We start from the raw sequence: 19,423 nt of genomic DNA, 5'->3' as shown, positions 1-19,423 counted from the left end.
GGGCTATTTTTAACTACTTAGACTTTTTGCTATTAAGGTAGTCAAGTACTTCTTGCTTGGTTAACCCTAGTTTTTTAGCTTCATAAATCAAAAAGATCCATTCATCATCAAGTTGCATTGTTAATCCACCCCCAACTTTTAAGTGAATTAACATATTCTACAAATAGGTAAAAAGTCCTTTTAAATTTCAAAAAAATGGAGGTAATATAAATGGATATTTTATTTCAATCAGTAATGCAGTATGTAATTGAAATTATGGTGATCATGGTTGGTTCATTGTTATCAGTAGTATTAGCTAAAGTCAAAAGTTACGTAAATACCTTAAAGAAAAAAGATGAAACAGGTATCGTAGATATGATTACTGATACAGTTGTTGAATATGCTGAAGCTGAATTATCTGGTTCACATGGTATTGTTAAGCGTGACTTCGCAATTGATAAGGCTATTGCTATTTTAAATGATAAAGGTATTGTTGTATCAAAGGAAGAAGTTGTCGCTGGGATTGAGCAAGGTGTAAATAAACTTAAAGCTAAACAACCAAAATAAGGAGTGGGGTTATCCCCTTCTCCTTATTAATAAAGTTGACCATCTTGGAGGTTTTGTTCTATTCAATAATATGCCCTAGAGTATTTAATTATATGCAAGAAAAACTCAAAGTTACCTCTCTCAACTCTCCCCTGCCTACTCCAAATTAAAATTTGATCACCTGTTTGACCACCCTAAACTAAAATTGAATGAATTTCCCATGTAATAAAATCGGTATTTTATTTAATCAATTTTTGGTAATTCATTTAAAATTACTTTGTTCCACTCTATCGATGGATGCAAGTAAGACTGCTAATTTAATTCTTGCCTTTTTACTATCGTAATCTTCTCCAAGAAGAACCTTTTTCTCCATCAAATAATGTGCGCTACCTAAGTATGAATAGGAAGGATATACTTTCCCTTCTTCTGCACTAGTAGTAACAACAAAAATTATTCCTTTCTCAATTCCTTTTTCTATGGACTCTACCATGTAAGGAGAAACTTGACCTCTGCCCACACCTTCTAAAATAATTCCTTTAGCTCCCTTTTCAATATAAGCGTCTATTGCTATTCCATCTGCACCTGAGTAACATTTAACGATATCTACTCTTGGTATCGTCTTATTGATTTGATATGTATCTTTCTTTACTGGTTTTTGATAAACGCTCACTAAATCATTATCTATAATACCTAAATAACCGTAACCAAAAGATTCGAAGCCTTGTAAGTTTGATGCGTGTACTTTTTTCACGTACTTAGCTGAGTATATTCTTTCATTAAATACTACAACCACTCCTACATCGTGTATAACGTCATTAACAGCAACATAAACAGAATTCCTTAGATTAGAGAATACATCTGTTCCTACGTCTTGTGGTGACCGCTGAGAGCCAGTAACAACGATTGGTCTGTCATCATCGATTGTTAAGTCAAGAAAATAGGCTGTTTCCTCTAATGAATCAGTACCATGTGTAACTACAATGCCATCCACCTTTTCATTCTTCAATTCTTCTATTATTGCTTGTCTAACTTTCATCATTTCATTAAAATCTATATGCATACTTGGTTTCTGCATCACATCTACAACTTTAATTTCTATGTCATTAGGTAAATTACATAAAGTTGCTAACTCTTCACCTGTCATTACTCCAGATTCTAGTAGTCCTTTTTCATTTTCTTTGCTTGCAATTGTTCCTCCAGTGGTAATAATTGAAACCTTTTTCTTCATAAAATCCGACACCTCCATCATCTATTTTACACTATTTACTCTATTGTGGATAACTTAAAAAGGAAAAGCACACTATTATAGTGTGCTAAAACCCTTGATATATCAGCATTTTTGGGGATAGACTAATCAATTTCCTTTAAACGGTATATTTAACACATAGCATACTAGCAACGTCTCGACCTTTCAAAGTCCTCAATATGGACCCATAGGTATAGTCACAAAAAGGGGTGTACTTTTTCATCACCTCCCTGTTCAACATGCACATTTCGAAATCGAACAAGCTGATAAACAAGTGATGCTCATTAAAGCTCATGCCGGCATGGACTCTACCCTATTAGGAGCCATTGCACAAACTACATGCGATGGATTGGTGATTGAAGCGCTTGGGCAAGGAAACCTTCCTCCAGCCATGCTTCCTGGTATAAAAGATTTACTTGCTAGAAAGATTCCTATTATTATCGTATCAAGATGCTTTAATGGCATTGCCCAAGATGTTTATGGTTATCCTGGAGGGGGCAAAGAATTAAAAGAGCTTGGCCTCATTTTTTCTAATGGATTAAATGGGCAAAAAGCTCGTATTAAACTATTAATCGCTTTGGAAAGTAGGATGCCTTTGGAAAAACTTGAAGAAATGTTTCAACAATAAAAGTATGATTTACTGAATTTCTTTATTGCATCTATTAGATGGAAAGTGTACTGAGTTGATTGCTAACTCCTTTGGCAGTTGTGAAGATCTTAATGATAGTAAGCGACAAAATTTCAACATATGGAGAAATCAGCCTTTACAAAAGGCTAATGGTATTGACAAGTGATGCCATATCATTTGAAAACCCGAACAAAGCAAAGCACCATTGAAAAGTGTTTTGCATAAAGTTCGGGTTTACTTAAGCTCATATTCTCGTCTGAATTTGTTTGTTTATTGTTCTTTCTCTTTTATCGCGTTGGCAATGATTTCTCCATGATGCCTACCATTCTCGATAAATATTTCATTGGCATTATTACCCGCTGCAATCACGCCAGCAATATATATACCTTCTACATTGGTCTCCATTGTTTCAGGATGATGCTCAGGTTTTCCAGTTTTTTCGTCTTTTTTAATGCCTATTGATTGTAAAAATGGATGATCTGGATGATAACCAGTCATGGCAAAGACAAAATCATTCGCGATTTCCTTGATTTGCCCCTCTTTCTCATAGACAACAGAAGTTTCTCTTATTTCCTGAACATTTGCATTAAATTCCATTTGAATATTCTCATGACGAACAAGTGAATCAAACTGCGGTAAAATCCACGGCTTAACGCTTTTTGAATATTCCTCGCCCCGATAGAGAACCGTCACATTTGCCCCAGCCTTTTCTAATTCAATGGCCGCATCAACACTGGAGTTTTTCCCACCAATAACAACAACATCTTTATTAAAAAACGGATGGGCTTCTTTAAAGTAATGAAAGACTTTATCTAAATCTTCACCAGGGATCCCCATATAGTTTGGTTGATCATAATACCCAGTTGCAACAATAACATAAGATGATTGGTACTCCGCTTTATCCGTTTGCACAGAGAAATCATTATCTTTTTTCCTTGTGATGCTTTCAACCTTTTCATATGCATTGACATTGATTGCTTTTCGTTTGACCACTTCTCTATAATAGGTAAGTGCTTGATTTCTATTGGGTTTATGTTCAACCGTTACAAACGGTATATTACCAATTTCTAATTTTTTACTGGAACTAAAGAAAGTTTGATGAGTCGGGTAACGATAAATGGCATTAACAATGTTGCCCTTCTCAATGACTAAAACATCTTTCCCTAACTCTTTTAAACAAATGGCTGCGGCTAATCCACATGGTCCACCACCAACCACAATCGCATCTTTTTTATTCATGATGATTCACCTCTTGGACTGACCCGTATGATATTTTATATATGTAGAATTGAAAAAAATCTCCTAATGTATATAATAGGAGATTTTTTACCTTCTTTCAAATGTAAGAAATTGTGAAAATTAAATCCAACCTCTAAATCTTGATGCTTCAGCCATTTTACGTACACCAACCATATACGCAGCTAAGCGCATATCTACTCTACGTGTTTGAGCGGTTTCATAAATATTATTGAATGATTTCACTAGAATTTTTTCTAATTTTTCTTCTACTTCTTCTTCAGACCAGTAGTAGCCTTGGTTATTTTGTACCCATTCAAAATAAGAAACTGTTACACCACCGGATGATGCAAGCACATCAGGCACAAGAAGAATATCTCTTTCTGTTAATATTTGCGTCGCTTCTAATGTTGTTGGGCCATTCGCTGCCTCTACTACAATACTTGCTTTAATATTATGTGCGTTTTCCTCAGTAATTTGATTTTCAATTGCTGCAGGAACCAATACGTCACAATCGAGCTCGAGTAGCTCTTTATTTGAAATCGTCTCATTAAATAACTTTGTTACAGTTCCAAAACTATCACGGCGATCAAGTAAATAATCAATATCTAAACCATTAGGGTCATGAAGCGCACCGTATGCATCAGAAATACCCACGACTTTTGCGCCTTCATCATGCATAAACTTCGCTAAGAAGCTACCTGCATTACCAAAACCTTGTACAACCACGCGAGCACCTTTTAAATTAATACCCTTTTTCTTGACTGCTTCATGAATACAGATCGTTACCCCTTTAGCTGTTGCTGATTCCCTACCATGAGAACCACCAAGTACAAGTGGTTTACCAGTAATAAATCCTGGGGAATTAAATTCATCCATTCTACTATATTCATCCATCATCCAGGCCATAATTTGTGAATTTGTAAATACATCTGGAGCTGGAATATCTTTTGTAGGACCAACAATTTGGCTAATCGCTCTAACATACCCTCTACTTAATCTCTCAAGCTCACGGAAAGACATATCCCTTGGATCACAAACAATACCGCCTTTACCTCCGCCATATGGTAGATCGACTATACCGCATTTTAAGCTCATCCATATAGATAGTGCCTTCACTTCTTTTTCTGTTACATTAGGGTGAAAACGAATTCCCCCTTTTGTAGGACCGACTGAATCATTATGCTGAGCACGGTAACCAGTAAAAATTTTCACCGTCCCATCATCCATCCTAACAGGAATTTTCACTGTTAATAAACGCATTGGCTCTTTCAACAGTTCAAAAACCTCTTCTGGATATCCAAGTTTCTCCAACGCTTTGTGGATTACGATTTGAGTTGACTTCAAAACATCCATTTTATCTTCTTGATTCGTATGATCAGTACCTTTATCGGCCACTATTTGAAACCTCCTAGAAAAATTCACATTCTTTAGTTGTCCGCTTTCAAGACATAGTATACACCTTTACTCTATTTATGCAAGGAGAAAAAGCAATTTTTTCTTATTTTTATGTAAACGCTACCAAAGCTATAATATTTCGTATTTTCCTTATTTTCAAAAATATTTACATCTATTTTATTTTGCCTTTAATAGCTGATTTCATTCATAAAATACACATGTGTATTTATCGAGTTAGGTTGAATTCATTTCAGCGATAGGCTCCATATTACATCCTATTCCCAAAGAACTAATACGATAAACATCAAGGCACCTGAATATTCAAACAAATAGGATCACTTAAATCCTATTTGCTTGAATGTAATATCATTATTTAAAATAATATTCGATCTTTTCTAATGCATGGTCCCTAATTAATTCTTTTCCGTATTCTTTAATAATATATAAACTCACAAAAGAAACGGTACCATATTCAGCTAAAATTGAAATCAGTTTTTCTTCCGTTTGTTTTCTATTGCATTCAATCAATACATAATAAAGTCCGTTATACACATATAAAGAATTTACCACTTCTTCTTTCCATATTTTCCGGTGACTTAATGAAATAATATTCTCAAAATCATCAAATTCATATAAAATATAGTCTTGTTTGTCTACATCTACTTGAAAATCAATGATTCCATCCTTAAGCCATTCTTCTTCTACTTCTTCTTGTATCGTTACAATCATAACCATTCCTTGTATTTGCATTGAAAAAATCTCGATACTGATTGTGCCATATATATCAAGGTCAAATTCTTCACTTGCTTCCTCAAGCATATCTTGAAAAAGCTGATGCCATTTTAAAGAGTCCTTCCAAATATCTTCCTTTGACAAGCCTCTCTCAAACAAATCATCTAAAGTAAGCAAAATTTTAATTTTATTATCATTCAAACGCTCCAATTGCATTTCTCCTGCCCCCTGCCCAGAACCGACTCTTGTGATTAGTGTATGGTATATACTTTAGTTGGTGAGTCGTCCTTAACATTTCCTTCTAAACTTGGATATAAAGAAAGGATATGTGTTTGTGCAGGTGCGCCTAGCCTTAAAGGCAAGGCTGTTGTCCCATAACCATTACTTACAAAATAAGGTATACCGTTCTTATGTTTCATCCCACCTTTTTCATAAGGTCCCCAGTTTAAGATACGGATTTGCCCACCATGGGTATGTCCTGACATCATAAACGAGATTTGATATTCTGGTAATAAATAGTCAACAATACCAGGATCATGGCTCATGAGAATACGACAGCCATTCCCAGCATCCTCAATTGCAAGATCAATCTGGTCTCTTTCCCTACTAAAATCATCTGTTCCAAGCAACACGATACGTTTACCATCTGAGCCTTCAAAACTGACTGCTGAATTATCAAGAATTTTCACTCCGAGATCTAATAGCAATGCATCTAACTCATGAAAATCCCCTTCATAATCATTATTCCCCCATACAAAATAAGTCGGAGCAATAGAAACAAGGTTTTCTATATTCCGTTTCGTCCTTGCCAAAGGTACTCCCTTTTCTGTTAAATCTCCGCCAATACATACGATATCCACCTTTCTATCTTTAACAGCTTGAATCAACTTTCCTGATAGCTCTCTACGATGGATATCAGAAATGAAAAAAATGTTCAACCCTGCAAGACTATCTGGTACACCTTGTATTGCAACCTTTCTCACTTCAATTGTATCTTTATGTGCTTCCTTATACATATAAACGACGACACCAACGATAATAAACAGTAATGCACCTGCTAAAATAATATACATGACTCCACCTCATCTATATGTACTAAAATTTAAGTTAGTCAATAAAAAAAGGATGCTCTATAAGCGAACAACCTAAATATCATTTATTTTGTTTCTACAACTCTTATATTTCATGTGAACTTGCCCGATTGTCACTGATGCCTTGAATCACCGTTTGTGTTCTGTAAGAAGTTCTTAGATTTTCACATGATTCATGTCATACAGTCACAAACTGGGGTAGGTTTTAGGAGCAGTTCCTCATTCTCTTCATTCGTATGAAATAGACTTAAATGTCTTTATTCCCTAACTTTGATTATTTGTTCTCATGAAACAGATTAATATCATAATTTTTCTTCATCATATTAAAGACATGATGTCTGTTTTTCCACTCATCCTCTTTTTTCCACAAGTCCTTACTCTTATCGATAATCTCGCATCTAAGTGCATGATATTCTTTTTCCGCTTTATCACGCTTCTGTTGTAACAGAACCATATATCCATAAAAGCCAATTAACGTTACCATACTGTATAAATTGAATGGGTGATTAATATAAACAGAAAAAACAGAAGCAAATGAATAGGAATAAGGTAAATAAAATTGATAATACACAAAAATAACATAAGCAAATGATAGAAATACAACTAGCCACATAATAACCAAATGCCACTCTTTCAAATGATCATATTTCGCTTTTCTTTCAACTACTTTTTGAAGCATTTGTCTCGTTGCTTGGTCTGTTCTTTCATCTAGTTGATTAATTGCTGTTTCCATAAACTCCCCCCAATCATAGCTATGCTTGCCCACATTATATGATTGGTGGAGTAGATTCATGACTAGTCGAGGGGAATCCTTAATACTTGGCCAACGTAAATTTCCTCAGATGGCAAATTATTAGCAGCCTTAATTTTAGCAATCCCATCGGGTGACTTATAATAATTCATAGCAATTCTATACATTGTTTCTTGTGATTGAACCGTATGCTGAACAACTTTTGTTGCTTGTTTTTTTGCTTCCTCTTCTTTCGCCTTTTGTTCTGCTAATTCCTTCTCTTTTTGTGCAGCTTCTTCCCGTGCTTTCTTTTCAGCCTCTTCCTTTTCTTTTTTGGCTGCTTCTTCTTTTGCTATCTTCTCTTCTTCCTCTTGTTTTTTTCGTTCAGCTTCTTCTTGTTCTTTTAATTTTGCCTCTTCAGCTGCTTTCTCCTTTTCTTGTTCTTCCTTCTCTTCTTCCTTATCATCAGGGGCAGCTGCAACATTTTGTGATGACCCATTATTACTGTTATTTGATATACCAACCGTTTCAAAATCTTCTTTTTCTGCTGATGTTGAAGACTGATCAGCTAGCATAGGAACAAGATAATAAACAGACAAAGCCACTATTGGTACCATAATAAAAAATGCTGCAAGTAAACGAATGAGTGGGTAGTCCAACTTTTTATCCAATGTTTGTTTTTCTTTTGTACTGCTGATTTCCGCCATTGCCAACTCTTCACTTACATTTACTTTTTGTAATCTTTGGCGATCTCTCTTTGCCTTCTCCCGATATGATGCCTCTCTATTCATCTATCTTCCCTTCCTGCTCTTTGACTTTTATATATATATAACCCCAATAAACAATCAATAATAAAATGCATAATAATTGTCGCTAACAAATTACCTGTTAAATCATATATCCAACCAATGAAGAAACTTAATAAAACGACATTTATAAATAAAAACCATTGAAATAAATAACGATAATGGACAAGAGCAAAGATTAAACTAGTCACTATCAACCCAAAATGAGTTTGCAGCACACCTCTAAATAACACTTCCTCACTAAAGGCAATAATTAACGTAATTACTACGATATGGGCCGGTGATAGTGAGCTGAATATCCTTATATTTACCCCACCATCATTATAATAGGAGGGAGGTAGGACCCGCATCCCTATTATATCAAGCATAACAATGACTAATCCTGATATTATACCAATCGCAATAGATGGTCCATCCCATTGGAATAGCGCAAAAAAAGAATCCCATGAATGAAAGAGAAATAGGCCAATAACCAATGCAATGAAAAGTAATAACAATTGTGTTAAATATAAATGAAATCTTAATTCTTTATCAGATAACAAACGAATGGTTTCTTCATATTTACTCTTCATTTTTGGATGTCTCACTTAATAAAATGTCTTTTAAAATCTCTTCCCAATTTTCATATAAGGGTATTATCTCCAGCTCTTCAGTTTGCAGATCAGGGTAGTTGCTACCATTACAATGATCGCAGCAGTCTCCTATATTTATTGTCGGCAGTTCACCAAAATAGTGTAAGATTTTTTCTCGTCTACATGTGGAACTATGAATATATTGATAAACAGTCTGAATGGCTTCTAATTTAAGCTGGAATTGTTTGTTCATAATCACCTTTAGTTCATCTAAGGAGGTCGCCTCCTTATAATCAAGGATAGCATGACGATGAAAATCCTTTAATATTCGCATAGATGTTTCGCTAAGGTTGGCAATTACTGTAATATCCTCTTCGTATTTTTCTAACTCCCACCACCTTAGGGAATCTGTTAAAAAAAAACGTTTTAAATTTTCCATTTGACTATCATTTATTAGTTCTGATTCTACCAACTGCATCGGCAGCTGTTCATCAAAAGGTGCATATAACAGTAAAGCAAGACTAGGTTTGCCATCTCTCCCAGCTCTACCAATTTCCTGTAAATAAGATTCCATATTCATAGGCATATGAAAATGAATAACATAACGGATATTTTCTTTATTAATCCCCATGCCAAATGCACTTGTTGCACATATCACATCGAGTTGGTTATGAATGTATTGTTGCTGAATAAGTATTCTTTCTTCATGATTCAATCCGCCATGATAGATGCTCACTCTTTTTATGCCATTCTCTTTTAATGATTGTGCGCAAACTTCTGCCGTTTTTTTACTAGAAAAATAAATAATACCTGGACCGTGTAAGGCTCTTATCTTCTTAATTAACACATCTATTTTCTCTTGATAACTTTCTACTTTCTCAACATGTAATGAGATATTTGGTCGGTCAACTGAATATAGAATATCCATACTGTTTTGCATGTTTAAAGATTTTTTAATATCCTGTTTCACCTTATCAGTTGCCGTAGCCGTTAACGCCAATATAGGCGGATGCCCTAACTCTTTCATTACAGAGCCAATAGCTAAATAGTCCGGTCGGAAATCATGTCCCCATTGAGAAATACAATGCGCTTCATCGACAACAAGTAATGTAATATTAAGCTCACTTAATTTCTCCATGAACAATTTTGATTGCAGCATTTCAGGTGAAGTAAAAATAAACTTATACTGGTGCAAGTTTTTAAGTGCATACATTTTTTTTTGATAATTTAAAAAAGAATTAAATGCGATTGCTCGTTTTTCCCCAATCAATAGTAATTGGTCTACCTGATCCTGCATTAAGGAAAGAAGTGGAGAAATAATTAAAGTTGTGCCTGGGAGCATAAATGTTGGAAGTTGATAACATAAAGACTTCCCAGAACCAGTAGGGAGCATGGCTAACGTATGCTTACCGGCCACTACCGCTTTTATTGTTTCTTCTTGTCCATCTCTAAAAGACGTATAACCAAATTTTTCTCTCAGTAATTGTTTCATTATACGCTCACCGCACTTTTTTGTTTAGCTAGTACAAGCCGTATCTGAAAATAGCTTGCTTCGGGAACTAATTGACGGATATATTTTAACTGCTTTATTCCGTTCGTTGAAGTTTTTATAATGTTTCTTTGTACTTCTGGTGGAACATATATATCTATATTAAATGACGAATCAACAATGGCCAATTCCACAATATGATCTTCAATTGTTCCTTGTTTTAATTTTCTTATTTTAATAATATCCTCAATATCGTATCCTTGATTTAAATAGATAGCTGTTTTTCTTGTTGATTGTGTTAGCTGTAACCACTCATTTTTCTCTTCTGTCTCTAATATTTGCTCGAGTAAAGGATAAGAGGTGTTATTTTCTTTTACTTCAGTTAATATCATGTGAATCACATTTATAAAGTGTAACTGATAGGTTAACACTGACATTTGCAACTGTTCGGCTGCCTGCTGTTGTGTTAAGCCAATTCGATTACTTCCTGTTAACCTTAGAATGAGAATAAGGGGGTCAATTTTTTTATTCGTTAAAATATGTTGTAACTCCTTAAACAGTTGTGTTGCCAACTCATGACGATTGATTCTATTCCTTTGAATAAAGTTTTTTAACCAATCAAGATGAGGTTTATTATTTTGAATAGGGAGATACCTCCCGTTATATGCGACTAGGTTAGAAATTACTTGAACCATAAGAGAAAGGCGCTCCCAAAAAAGTTTGTCCATCCGGTTATATGACCAGCCATTGAGATATCTAGGTATGATTGGTTCATCATACTCTTGGAGATACATATCCCCTTTTTCCGTCATTCGATAAGACCCCTCACCAAGACAAGTGACATAATTCTCCTCTAAAAGATCATCTAATATTTGATTAAATTCCTCTCTTGCCAAATGGGGTAACACATGAAAGTATCGCTTCAAGTGAAATAAATGAGCATCTTGTATTGTTTGAGAAGACTTTTTGCCATTAAGCAAATGTAAAATGGCATAAGCAGTTCTCTGATTCTCAATTGATTTTAGACAAAATAAGACCAATTTCTGAATAACGCTCACATTTCTCTCCCCTTTATTCATTGACTAATTAGTTTTTAGAATAGCATTTCCGTGGTGAATTTGCAGACTTTTTCGACATTATTTTAATTTTTTTTGTTGAATTTTATTGTATCATGAAACCGTTATATACGTGATAATATCAGTCAATTTTTCATCATGAACCAGATGAAAAGTCCCACCATAGACTATTCTAGATGGTAGATTTTTATTGAAATGTTTACAAGACAGATTTACAATAGAACATGTGGTAAGTGTTTCGGCAGATATTTTCGTGCTTTAACATGAAAAAGATTTTAAATAGGAGGTTATTCCATGGCGAAGTATACAATTGTTGACAAAGAAACATGTATTGCTTGTGGCGCATGTGGTGCGGCAGCTCCAGACATTTATGATTACGATGATGAGGGCATCGCATTTGTAACACTAGATGATAATGAAGGAATTGTTGAAATTCCTGATGTTCTTATAGAAGATATGATGGATGCATTTGAAGGCTGTCCAACTGACTCAATAAAAGTCGCAGACGATGCCTTTGATGGTGATCCGTTAAAATACGAATAGAACAAAAAGAAATCTAATGGTAAAAGAGAAAACGAGTAAATCCTAATTTAGGGATTTACTCGTTTTTTCTATGAGCTACAGGAATCACATACTCGTATACTCATTCGAATAAAGGTCGTTTCCCAATCAATTATCCAGTTGGAACTTAAATAGTAGTTATCGAAGAATGCAAATGAGTTCATTGGTGCTTTTACGAATGATGAAAAATGTTGGATAAAAGTGACAATTCTACTTAAGCGGCATAAAATTAATATTAAAAGGCATCTAACTTTTCAAAGTTAGATGCCTCCTTTATAAATTAAGCAATCGTATTTAGTGATCTTTGTTTATTAATCCAATTACTCATCTTAGCAAACACAAGCATAAATACCGATGCCATTAAAATTCCTTTAATAAAGTTAAAAGGTAGAATAAACATGACTGCAGTTGAACGCATTTCTGGTCCTGACATAGCGGGCATATTTAAAAACATTGTATAGGCAGGTAAAAAGACGAAATAATTAAGCAAACTCATGGATACAGCCATTACACTTGTGCCAACGATTAATCCTATTGTCATACCTTTTTTGGATTTCATCTTTGTATAAACATAATAGGTTGGCAAAATAAATAATAAACCTGCTACAAAGTTAGCAATATGACCAACAGGTACGCCAGTAGCACTTCCCGTCATAAAATAATCCAACACATTTTTAAACAATTCGACCAGTATTCCCGCAATCGGACCAAATATTAACGCAGCCACTAAAGCAGGAATATCACTAAAGTCAATCATCAAAAAGTTCGGAAACGGTGGTAATGGAAAGTTTAACAACATAAGAATATACGCGATACTACTCAACATACCGATTGCAACAAAAGCTTTGACATTTAACTTCTTCAATTTTCCTCTCTCCTTTTAGGCTATCTCTCCTATAGAAGAAAGGTTCAGCAAATAAGCGTCTTTGCATAACAAAACCCTCAAGTAAACTTGAGGGAGAATTGAACAAAGACATTCTTAATAAACGTTCTTGTAGTGTATACTTTGAACGTTAGCAGAACCTCCATCTTCTCCCATCCAGACTTTACTGTCGGCTTTGGATTCTCACCAAATCCTGCCCAATACAAACGCTTCGTGCTAATTGCACTCCACTTTTAGGCTCGCGGGCTTAAAGTATAAATACTTATCACCGCCGGTCGGGAATTTCACCCTGCCCCGAAGATAGACCATATTTATTTGACAACTTCATTATACTGAAAAATAATTCATTTGTGAAGCCTAAAATAGTAAATATCTCGAATTAAAAACATTCCTTTCATTATGCACATTTGTCTTCAGGAGATAAAATTTTCTTTGCACGAAGATCGTTTTATTTTACTACATTAAAGCGTTTCCATTTTAAACACAAACAATAAATCCAATTGACAGAATAATATTCGTCTTGTAAAATAATCAGATAATTAAGTAACCAACTTAGGAGGGTTCATACATGTATCAAATATTAGTGGCTGATGCCATTAGTGAAGAAGGCTTATACCCTTTACTTAACGACACAAATGCTGAAATTATTCAAAAGAAAACCGACGATCCCGAGGTTGATTTATCAACTATTGAGGCTTTGTTAGTACGAAGTGCCACGAAAGTAACGGATGAATTAATGGCGGAGATGCCAAAGTTAAAAATTATTGCAAGAGCAGGTGTGGGTGTCGATAATATTGATGTTCCAGCAGCAACTAAAAGAGGCATTATCGTTATAAATGCACCAGACGGAAACACAATTTCTACGGCAGAGCATACTTTTGCTATGATGGCCTCCCTTATGAGAAATATTCCTCAAGCATATAGCTCAGTTAAGAATTTGGAATGGAAAAGAAATCAGTATGTAGGTACTGAACTATTCGGTAAAAGTCTTGGTATTGTTGGTATGGGAAGAATCGGGAGTGAAATCGCCAAGCGAGCAAAAGTATTTGGCATGAGTGTGTTAGTATTCGATCCCTTTTTAACCAAAGAACGTGCAGCAAAACTCGGTGTAGAATCTAGTTCATTAGATGAAATACTGCAAAGATCTGATATTATTACGGTTCATACTCCACTTACACCCGAAACAAGAGGGATTATCAATGAAGAGTCATTGAAAAAAACAAAAAAAGGCGTTCGCTTACTCAACTGCGCCCGTGGTGGTATCATTGATGAGCAAGATTTAGCTAAATATGTGGCTAATGGACATGTCGGAGGAGTTGCATTAGACGTATTCGAAACTGAACCACCTGGTGAACACCCACTTTTAAAATATGATAATGTCATTGTAACTCCACATTTAGGTGCGTCAACAAAAGAAGCACAATTAAATGTAGCAACACAAGTCGCCAAAGAAGTTCGGACTTACTTTGAAGGAAATCCAGTATCTAATTCAATTAACTTACCAGCTATCTCCAAAGACATTTATGAAAAAATACAACCTTTTTACCAAATCTCTAAACAAATCGGAAATATTTTAACTCAATGTGTTAAAGAAGGGGTACATGAACTCTCTATTACTTACTCTGGTTCAGTGACAGATTTAGAAACTGCATACTTAACAAAAGCAATGCTGTCCGGTTTCTTCAAAGGTAGAATTGACGTTAACGTGAATGAGGTTAATGCATTACTCACTGCAAAAGAGCGTGGTATCACTGTTGGAGAAAAGATTTCCACCGATGCATTTGGCTATGACAACTGCATTTCGGTCACAGCAAAAGGAGAAGAAAATGCATTTACAGTTAGAGGAACCTTTATTGATCATTATGGGCCAAGAATTGTCTATTTAAACGGGTTTAATATTGACTTCTTACCAGAGGGTAACCTTCTTTATATTCAACATATGGACAGACCTGGTGTTATTGGCCACGTAGGTCAAGTCCTCGGCGATCACCATATTAATATTGCCACAATGCAAGTAGGGCGTAAACAAGCAGGTGGAGAAGCGATTATGGTTCTAGCTTTTGACAAACCACTAAGTGACAAAGAGCTTTCCTTATTGAACAACTTAGATGAGATTGTTTCTATTAATCCTATTATTTTATAATTCTTTTTTGTAGAGAGTGGCCCTCAGTCGACCACTCTTTTTTATATTTTGGATAAAAGTAAAAGTCATTCACAACACAAACAGTTTCCAATTAGAACCTGTTCATTTTATGAATGACTTTTTAAATTGAACACTAGTCATCATTATTCCTAGCCTAAAGGATATTCTTTACGTTCACCTTTTGAAAAAGTCATGATGGATGAATATCCAATTTCCTTTGCTAATGCAAGCGATTGATCAAAGTCTGCACCAACATGCTCGGGAAAATGAGCATCAGATGATAAAACGATTGGTATATTCTTCTCAAAACATTTTCGTAATAATCTTGGATCTGGATAAAGCTCACCCACAGGTTTTCTTAAACCTGCACTACTAATTTCCACGCATGTTTTTGATTGTGCTAAAGCATCAGTTGCTCTTTCGTATTGTTCTAATAGAAACTCTTCATCTTGTGGAACATACTTAAAAATCTTCACTAAGTCAATATGGCCGACAATATCAAATAGATTAGATTGAGCCAAAGTAACTATCTGATCATAATATTTACGATATACATCATAAAGATCGCGTCGTTCCCATTCGTTTTTGTATTCAGCTAAATCTATGCCAAAGTCACCTACCCAATGGACAGAGCCAATCACATAATCAAAATCATATGATTGAATGAATTTTTCCATTTCCTTATGCTTTCCAGGTGTATAATCCATTTCAATGGACATCTTTACATCTATTTCTTTATTCCATGCTTGGTGAAATAATGAAACATAATCCTTCATATCATAATATCGTCTTTCATTCACCCATTTATTTTGCAGAATATCTGCTGTTTGGTAAAAGTGATAAGCATGTTCAGAAATACCAAATGAACCAATATTTTTATTATTAGCCGCGTTTGTAAATTGTTCTAAATAGTCTAATGTAAGTGTACCGTTCTCTAAATGATTATGATAATCCGTTAACATTTTGCCTGCCTCCTCAATTGTATGTAACAATTATACGCCTTAAAAGAGGCATGGACAATGAGATTTAACTATTTTTTTAGAATAATCAATACTTAAATGGCGTCAAACTATTTTGATCGAAAAATAGATACGATTTTTTTTAAAAAAACAACCTTTTATTTATTTTCATATTAAATGTACGTGCCTTGTATGTATTCCTTTCCATTTAGGGAACCTGTAATATTTGATTAGGATATATGTTTTCTGTCCGCAATCCATTCTTATTTACCAATTCTGCTACCGTCACATTATACCTTTCACTAATCGACCATAATGTATCTCCTGTTTTCACTTCATACGTATCCATATGAGGTCCGTTCATTTTTCCTGAAACAAGCATCGTATCCTCATCGTGATTAAATACTAAAAAAGGATCAAGCGCATTCTCCTTAGAAAAGGTCCACTCGTTTGCGTGAACTTCAAAATGCAAATGTACACCTGAGGAATCACCGGTATTGCCCATTTCTCCTATTGTATCGCCTGCTGAAATCACTTCACCTTCCAATACTAAACGCTTTTTCAAATGAGCATAAATGGTTTCTGTATCGTTATGATGCTGTATAAACACAACATTACCATAGGTATCAGAGTAATATGATCTTGTAACTACTCCACTATCCACTGAGTGAACAGGTGTACCTATCTCAGCAGCAATATCAATCCCTTTATGATGTCCTCCTCTAGTTCCATATGTATCTGTGATGACCCCTTCTACTGGCCATACCCAATTTTTTGTTTTTTCTGGCCAAGAGTCTGCTAAAGCATTTTTTTCACTACTGAATATAAAAAAAAGAAAACATATACTTCCGAACATGAACAAACGGCCTACTTTATACTTCAAAACTTTGCCTCCTAAAGCGTTCTATTATATAGACAAATTAATTACTTCTATGATTACGACAAATCCTGCCAAAAAACACATCCATTACTATGTACGAGTTTTTAAAAAATATGTATATAAAAATTAATTTTTCTTTTTTTAATGGCACCTTATTTTAAAATTATAGTTATGAGTATTTTACTTTTTTCAATATTACCTTTGTCAAAAGCGCAAAAAAAGTTGGTAATATTAGACTTTTACAGTCATAATTACCAACTCTTGATTCTTTCTTATGGTAAATCCCTTTTATTAGGTGCTACTGGCACTTGAATTTCTTTTTCTAAATCAAATCGACCAATTTGATCAATTTCGGTATTTTCCAACTTAACCTCATTATATTCAAATTCCTTGGCCGTTAATAGAATCGCTTCAATCGTATATAAAGTTTCCTCATCATTCTTTATATCGGCATCATCTTCAAAAGTAATTAATAATTGTTCATCGGAAACGACTTCCGTTTCAAAGTCTATGTCATTAGGTATAGAAGCTTTCAGGTTATAAGTTTCAATCCCTTTTTTCATTGCTGCAAAAGCATCTGTCACCGAGTTTATTTTTTCTCTAAACGGAACAAGGAAAGGCGTTGTCCATTCTTCGTTAGGATAGTAAAAATAGTAAGCAGATTTATTAGACGTATCAACTTGATCTATTTTTTCTGTAAAGCCTTCATTTCCCATCTCTACCCCTTGTTCACCATCTGTTAATAAATCGATTTTCTCTATATTAAAATCAGCCATCATATCCGTTAATATTTCTTTAATAGCTTCTGATTGACTGCTTGATGAAATATTTGTTGCAGCAGGAAAATCTACTGCTAGCACTTGATTTGATGTATCATAATGAAAGTCCGCATTAAATGGGTTTAGCTCCCCTAACCCCCATTCAGCTTCTTTTAAATCTGACATATGATTTATGAATAATTCCATTTTAGAAAGATCTGCTTCTTTATTTACCATCACACTAATGGGAATAAAATTTTGAACATTATGATCCGGTATAGAATATGTTAAAACTTCCTCTTGATCTTTAATATCTTCCGCATAGACTGCAGTTGGTTCAATTTGCTGTGTCACTGGTTGCTCATTATTATCATTGGCAGTGGTATATTCTGACTGGTCATTTTGAGCATAAATATCCCCCGTCTGATCTATATCTTCTTGCGGATCTACCTCTTCATCCTTTACTATATCTTCTGTATTTCCTTGCGTATGATTACTCTCATCATTTGTTATCTCATCGTTTTCTTCCTTTTGTTGAGTCGCATTCGATGCCAATTGATTCTCTTGCTCGCTATCATCTATATTACTTCCGGCTGAATCTTGAAAATTAATCATGGTCGGAACGAGAATACATAACAGTAAAACAGCAACTGCAGAGGCTACAGATGGGGTTAACCACCTTTTTCTTTTCTTCTGCTCTTTATATATCATCATTTGTTGATACATATCTTGCTTACTTATGTGGTTGGTGATTTTAGGAAGTTGTTTCAATAGTTCTTCGATGTGATCATCTTTCCAATCTTGTTTTTTCACTATTTAACCCCTCCTTTTCCCACATGTCAGACATGTTTTTCTTCAGAGCCTTTAATGCTCTGTGTTGCGTAGTTTTCACTTTACTTTCCGTCCAGCCTAGAGTTGCTGCCGTCTCAGCAATGGATAATTCTTGAATATATCTCATTATAATAACCGTTCGCTGGTCTACTGAACACTTTTCCATGCACCGATAGATCATTTGGATTTCCTGACTCTGCATAACTACTTCCTCTGGCATAGGGTGCTCATCTTTAATCTGTTGCTTTGACCAATCAAATTTTTCAATTATTTTTTGTTTCCAGCCTTTTTGTTTTCTAAATGAATCAATGGCCACATTCCTTGCAATTGAGAATAACCATGTTTTTTCACTACTCTTGCCTTCGAATTTATCATATGACTTCAAAACTCTTATATATACTTCTTGCATAAGATCTTCTGCCAGCTCTCGATCTCTCACCATATAAAATAAGAATTGAAATACATCCTGATGGTATTTTGTATATAATTCATCGAAAACGGAGTCCAATAACTTCCCCTCCCCGTTCATAAATAATAGTCGTTATTAGAATTAAAAAAGTTACACTCTAACTATAGTATTAATGAAATTAAAATGGAAGGGTTTCTTTAGGAAATCTCTTCTTGCTTATTTCGCTTCTGTTTGCCTTTTAGAATCAAGCTGTTTTCTGACATGAATGGTTTGCCATATACAAATCTATTGTCTGAATCATCACATATCTAGCTCTTTTATCCTTGTTAGAGAAAGGATTCAAACCATGGCTTTTTGTTAATCCCATGTGGTATTGACATCATACGTATAAAGGAAAACAAAAAACCGAACACGCACTCTCATTTAGGAGTTTCATGTCCGGTTTTTTTGAATTGCAGTTACTTTTTTTA

The 19,423-nt window shown here is 34.6% G+C and carries 19 protein-coding genes, 1 pseudogene and 1 riboswitch; of the genes and pseudogenes, 4 read left to right on the top strand and 16 right to left on the bottom strand.

The window, feature by feature from the left end:
- Nucleotides 1-13: 13 nt before the first annotated feature.
- Entirely contained in the window at nucleotides 14-118 is a 105-nt protein-coding gene (locus LCM23_RS06060) for an anti-repressor SinI family protein (RefSeq protein WP_224936099.1), read from the bottom strand.
- 92 nt (nucleotides 119-210) lie between these two features.
- Between LCM23_RS06060 and LCM23_RS06055 the strand changes: the two genes are divergently transcribed.
- Entirely contained in the window at nucleotides 211-546 is a 336-nt protein-coding gene (locus LCM23_RS06055) for a phage holin, LLH family (protein WP_224936098.1), read from the top strand.
- 241 nt (nucleotides 547-787) lie between these two features.
- Here the strand turns inward: LCM23_RS06055 and LCM23_RS06050 are convergent, their stop codons facing one another.
- Nucleotides 788-1,753, bottom strand: a complete 966-nt coding sequence (locus LCM23_RS06050) for an asparaginase (RefSeq protein WP_224936097.1) — start codon at nucleotides 1,751-1,753, stop codon at nucleotides 788-790.
- A gap of 160 nt (nucleotides 1,754-1,913) precedes the next feature.
- Here LCM23_RS06050 and LCM23_RS06045 point away from each other — a divergent pair.
- Nucleotides 1,914-2,399, top strand: a pseudogene (locus LCM23_RS06045) (asparaginase); the annotation flags it as partial.
- 270 nt (nucleotides 2,400-2,669) lie between these two features.
- Here LCM23_RS06045 and LCM23_RS06040 read toward each other — a convergent pair.
- The 9 genes from LCM23_RS06040 to LCM23_RS26045 all read right to left on the bottom strand — a co-directional run bounded on the left by LCM23_RS06040 (nucleotide 2,670) and on the right by LCM23_RS26045 (nucleotide 11,511).
- The gene (locus LCM23_RS06040) at nucleotides 2,670-3,638 is read right to left on the bottom strand and encodes a YpdA family putative bacillithiol disulfide reductase (protein ID WP_224936096.1); all 969 of its coding nucleotides are present in this window, start codon (nucleotides 3,636-3,638) and stop codon (nucleotides 2,670-2,672) included.
- Nucleotides 3,639-3,758: 120 nt separating this feature from the next.
- Nucleotides 3,759-5,036, bottom strand: a complete 1,278-nt coding sequence (locus LCM23_RS06035; RefSeq protein ID WP_224936212.1) for a Glu/Leu/Phe/Val family dehydrogenase — start codon at nucleotides 5,034-5,036, stop codon at nucleotides 3,759-3,761.
- Nucleotides 5,037-5,402: 366 nt separating this feature from the next.
- A complete protein-coding gene (locus tag LCM23_RS06030) occupies nucleotides 5,403-5,981 on the bottom strand; it encodes an adaptor protein MecA (protein WP_224936095.1) in 579 nt (192 codons plus the stop codon).
- 35 nt (nucleotides 5,982-6,016) lie between these two features.
- A complete protein-coding gene (locus tag LCM23_RS06025; RefSeq protein ID WP_224936094.1) occupies nucleotides 6,017-6,838 on the bottom strand; it encodes a metallophosphoesterase in 822 nt (273 codons plus the stop codon).
- 292 nt (nucleotides 6,839-7,130) lie between these two features.
- Nucleotides 7,131-7,589 carry a YpbF family protein gene (locus LCM23_RS06020; RefSeq protein WP_095372729.1) on the bottom strand — a complete coding sequence of 153 codons (459 nt, stop codon included), beginning with the start codon at nucleotides 7,587-7,589 and terminating at the stop codon, nucleotides 7,131-7,133.
- Nucleotides 7,590-7,651: 62 nt separating this feature from the next.
- Nucleotides 7,652-8,377, bottom strand: coding sequence for a LysM peptidoglycan-binding domain-containing protein (locus LCM23_RS06015; RefSeq protein WP_224936093.1), 726 nt, complete (start codon nucleotides 8,375-8,377; stop codon nucleotides 7,652-7,654).
- On the bottom strand, nucleotides 8,374-8,964 hold the full coding sequence (locus LCM23_RS06010) for a CPBP family intramembrane glutamic endopeptidase (RefSeq protein WP_224936092.1): 591 nt from the start codon (nucleotides 8,962-8,964) through the stop codon (nucleotides 8,374-8,376). Before LCM23_RS06010 ends, LCM23_RS06015 begins: the two co-directional genes overlap by 4 nt.
- Nucleotides 8,954-10,456: a RecQ family ATP-dependent DNA helicase gene (locus LCM23_RS06005; protein WP_224936091.1), complete on the bottom strand. Its 1,503-nt coding sequence runs from the start codon at nucleotides 10,454-10,456 to the stop codon at nucleotides 8,954-8,956. The genes LCM23_RS06010 and LCM23_RS06005 overlap by 11 nt, the downstream gene beginning before the upstream one ends.
- Complete coding sequence (locus tag LCM23_RS26045) at nucleotides 10,456-11,511, bottom strand: helix-turn-helix domain-containing protein (RefSeq protein WP_224936090.1); 1,056 nt, start codon at nucleotides 11,509-11,511, stop codon at nucleotides 10,456-10,458. Before LCM23_RS26045 ends, LCM23_RS06005 begins: the two co-directional genes overlap by 1 nt.
- Nucleotides 11,512-11,823: 312 nt before the next feature.
- Here LCM23_RS26045 and LCM23_RS05995 point away from each other — a divergent pair, with 312 nt between their 5' ends.
- Nucleotides 11,824-12,072: a ferredoxin gene (locus LCM23_RS05995; protein ID WP_095372725.1), complete on the top strand. Its 249-nt coding sequence runs from the start codon at nucleotides 11,824-11,826 to the stop codon at nucleotides 12,070-12,072.
- A gap of 298 nt (nucleotides 12,073-12,370) precedes the next feature.
- On the opposite strand, the gene LCM23_RS05990 is transcribed toward LCM23_RS05995, so the two are convergent.
- Complete coding sequence (locus LCM23_RS05990; protein ID WP_224936089.1) at nucleotides 12,371-12,955, bottom strand: ECF transporter S component; 585 nt, start codon at nucleotides 12,953-12,955, stop codon at nucleotides 12,371-12,373.
- A gap of 158 nt (nucleotides 12,956-13,113) precedes the next feature.
- A riboswitch (FMN riboswitch) is annotated at nucleotides 13,114-13,279 on the bottom strand.
- 262 nt (nucleotides 13,280-13,541) lie between these two features.
- Here LCM23_RS05990 and serA point away from each other — a divergent pair.
- Entirely contained in the window at nucleotides 13,542-15,116 is a 1,575-nt protein-coding gene (gene serA, locus LCM23_RS05985; RefSeq protein WP_224936088.1) for a phosphoglycerate dehydrogenase, read from the top strand.
- A gap of 149 nt (nucleotides 15,117-15,265) precedes the next feature.
- Here serA and LCM23_RS05980 read toward each other — a convergent pair whose 3' ends face one another.
- From LCM23_RS05980 to sigX, 4 genes are all read right to left on the bottom strand, one after another.
- The gene (locus LCM23_RS05980; protein WP_224936087.1) at nucleotides 15,266-16,078 is read right to left on the bottom strand and encodes a histidinol-phosphatase; all 813 of its coding nucleotides are present in this window, start codon (nucleotides 16,076-16,078) and stop codon (nucleotides 15,266-15,268) included.
- Between the two features lie 205 nt (nucleotides 16,079-16,283).
- Nucleotides 16,284-16,931 (bottom strand): peptidoglycan DD-metalloendopeptidase family protein, encoded by a 648-nt coding sequence (locus tag LCM23_RS05975; protein WP_373370921.1) that lies wholly within the window; start codon nucleotides 16,929-16,931, stop codon nucleotides 16,284-16,286.
- Nucleotides 16,932-17,227: 296 nt separating this feature from the next.
- Nucleotides 17,228-18,526, bottom strand: a complete 1,299-nt coding sequence (locus LCM23_RS05970) for a hypothetical protein (protein ID WP_224936085.1) — start codon at nucleotides 18,524-18,526, stop codon at nucleotides 17,228-17,230.
- On the bottom strand, nucleotides 18,501-19,052 hold the full coding sequence (sigX, locus tag LCM23_RS05965) for an RNA polymerase sigma factor SigX (RefSeq protein ID WP_095372719.1): 552 nt from the start codon (nucleotides 19,050-19,052) through the stop codon (nucleotides 18,501-18,503). The genes LCM23_RS05970 and sigX overlap by 26 nt, the downstream gene beginning before the upstream one ends.
- Nucleotides 19,053-19,423: the final 371 nt, after the last annotated feature.

The sequence above is a fragment of the Cytobacillus kochii genome (genome assembly GCF_020171845.1).
Taxonomy (GTDB): Bacteria; Bacillota; Bacilli; order Bacillales; family Cytobacillaceae; genus Cytobacillus; species Cytobacillus kochii.
Note: the sequence above shows the minus strand (reverse complement) of the source record. Positions and strands in the feature narration are given on the sequence as shown.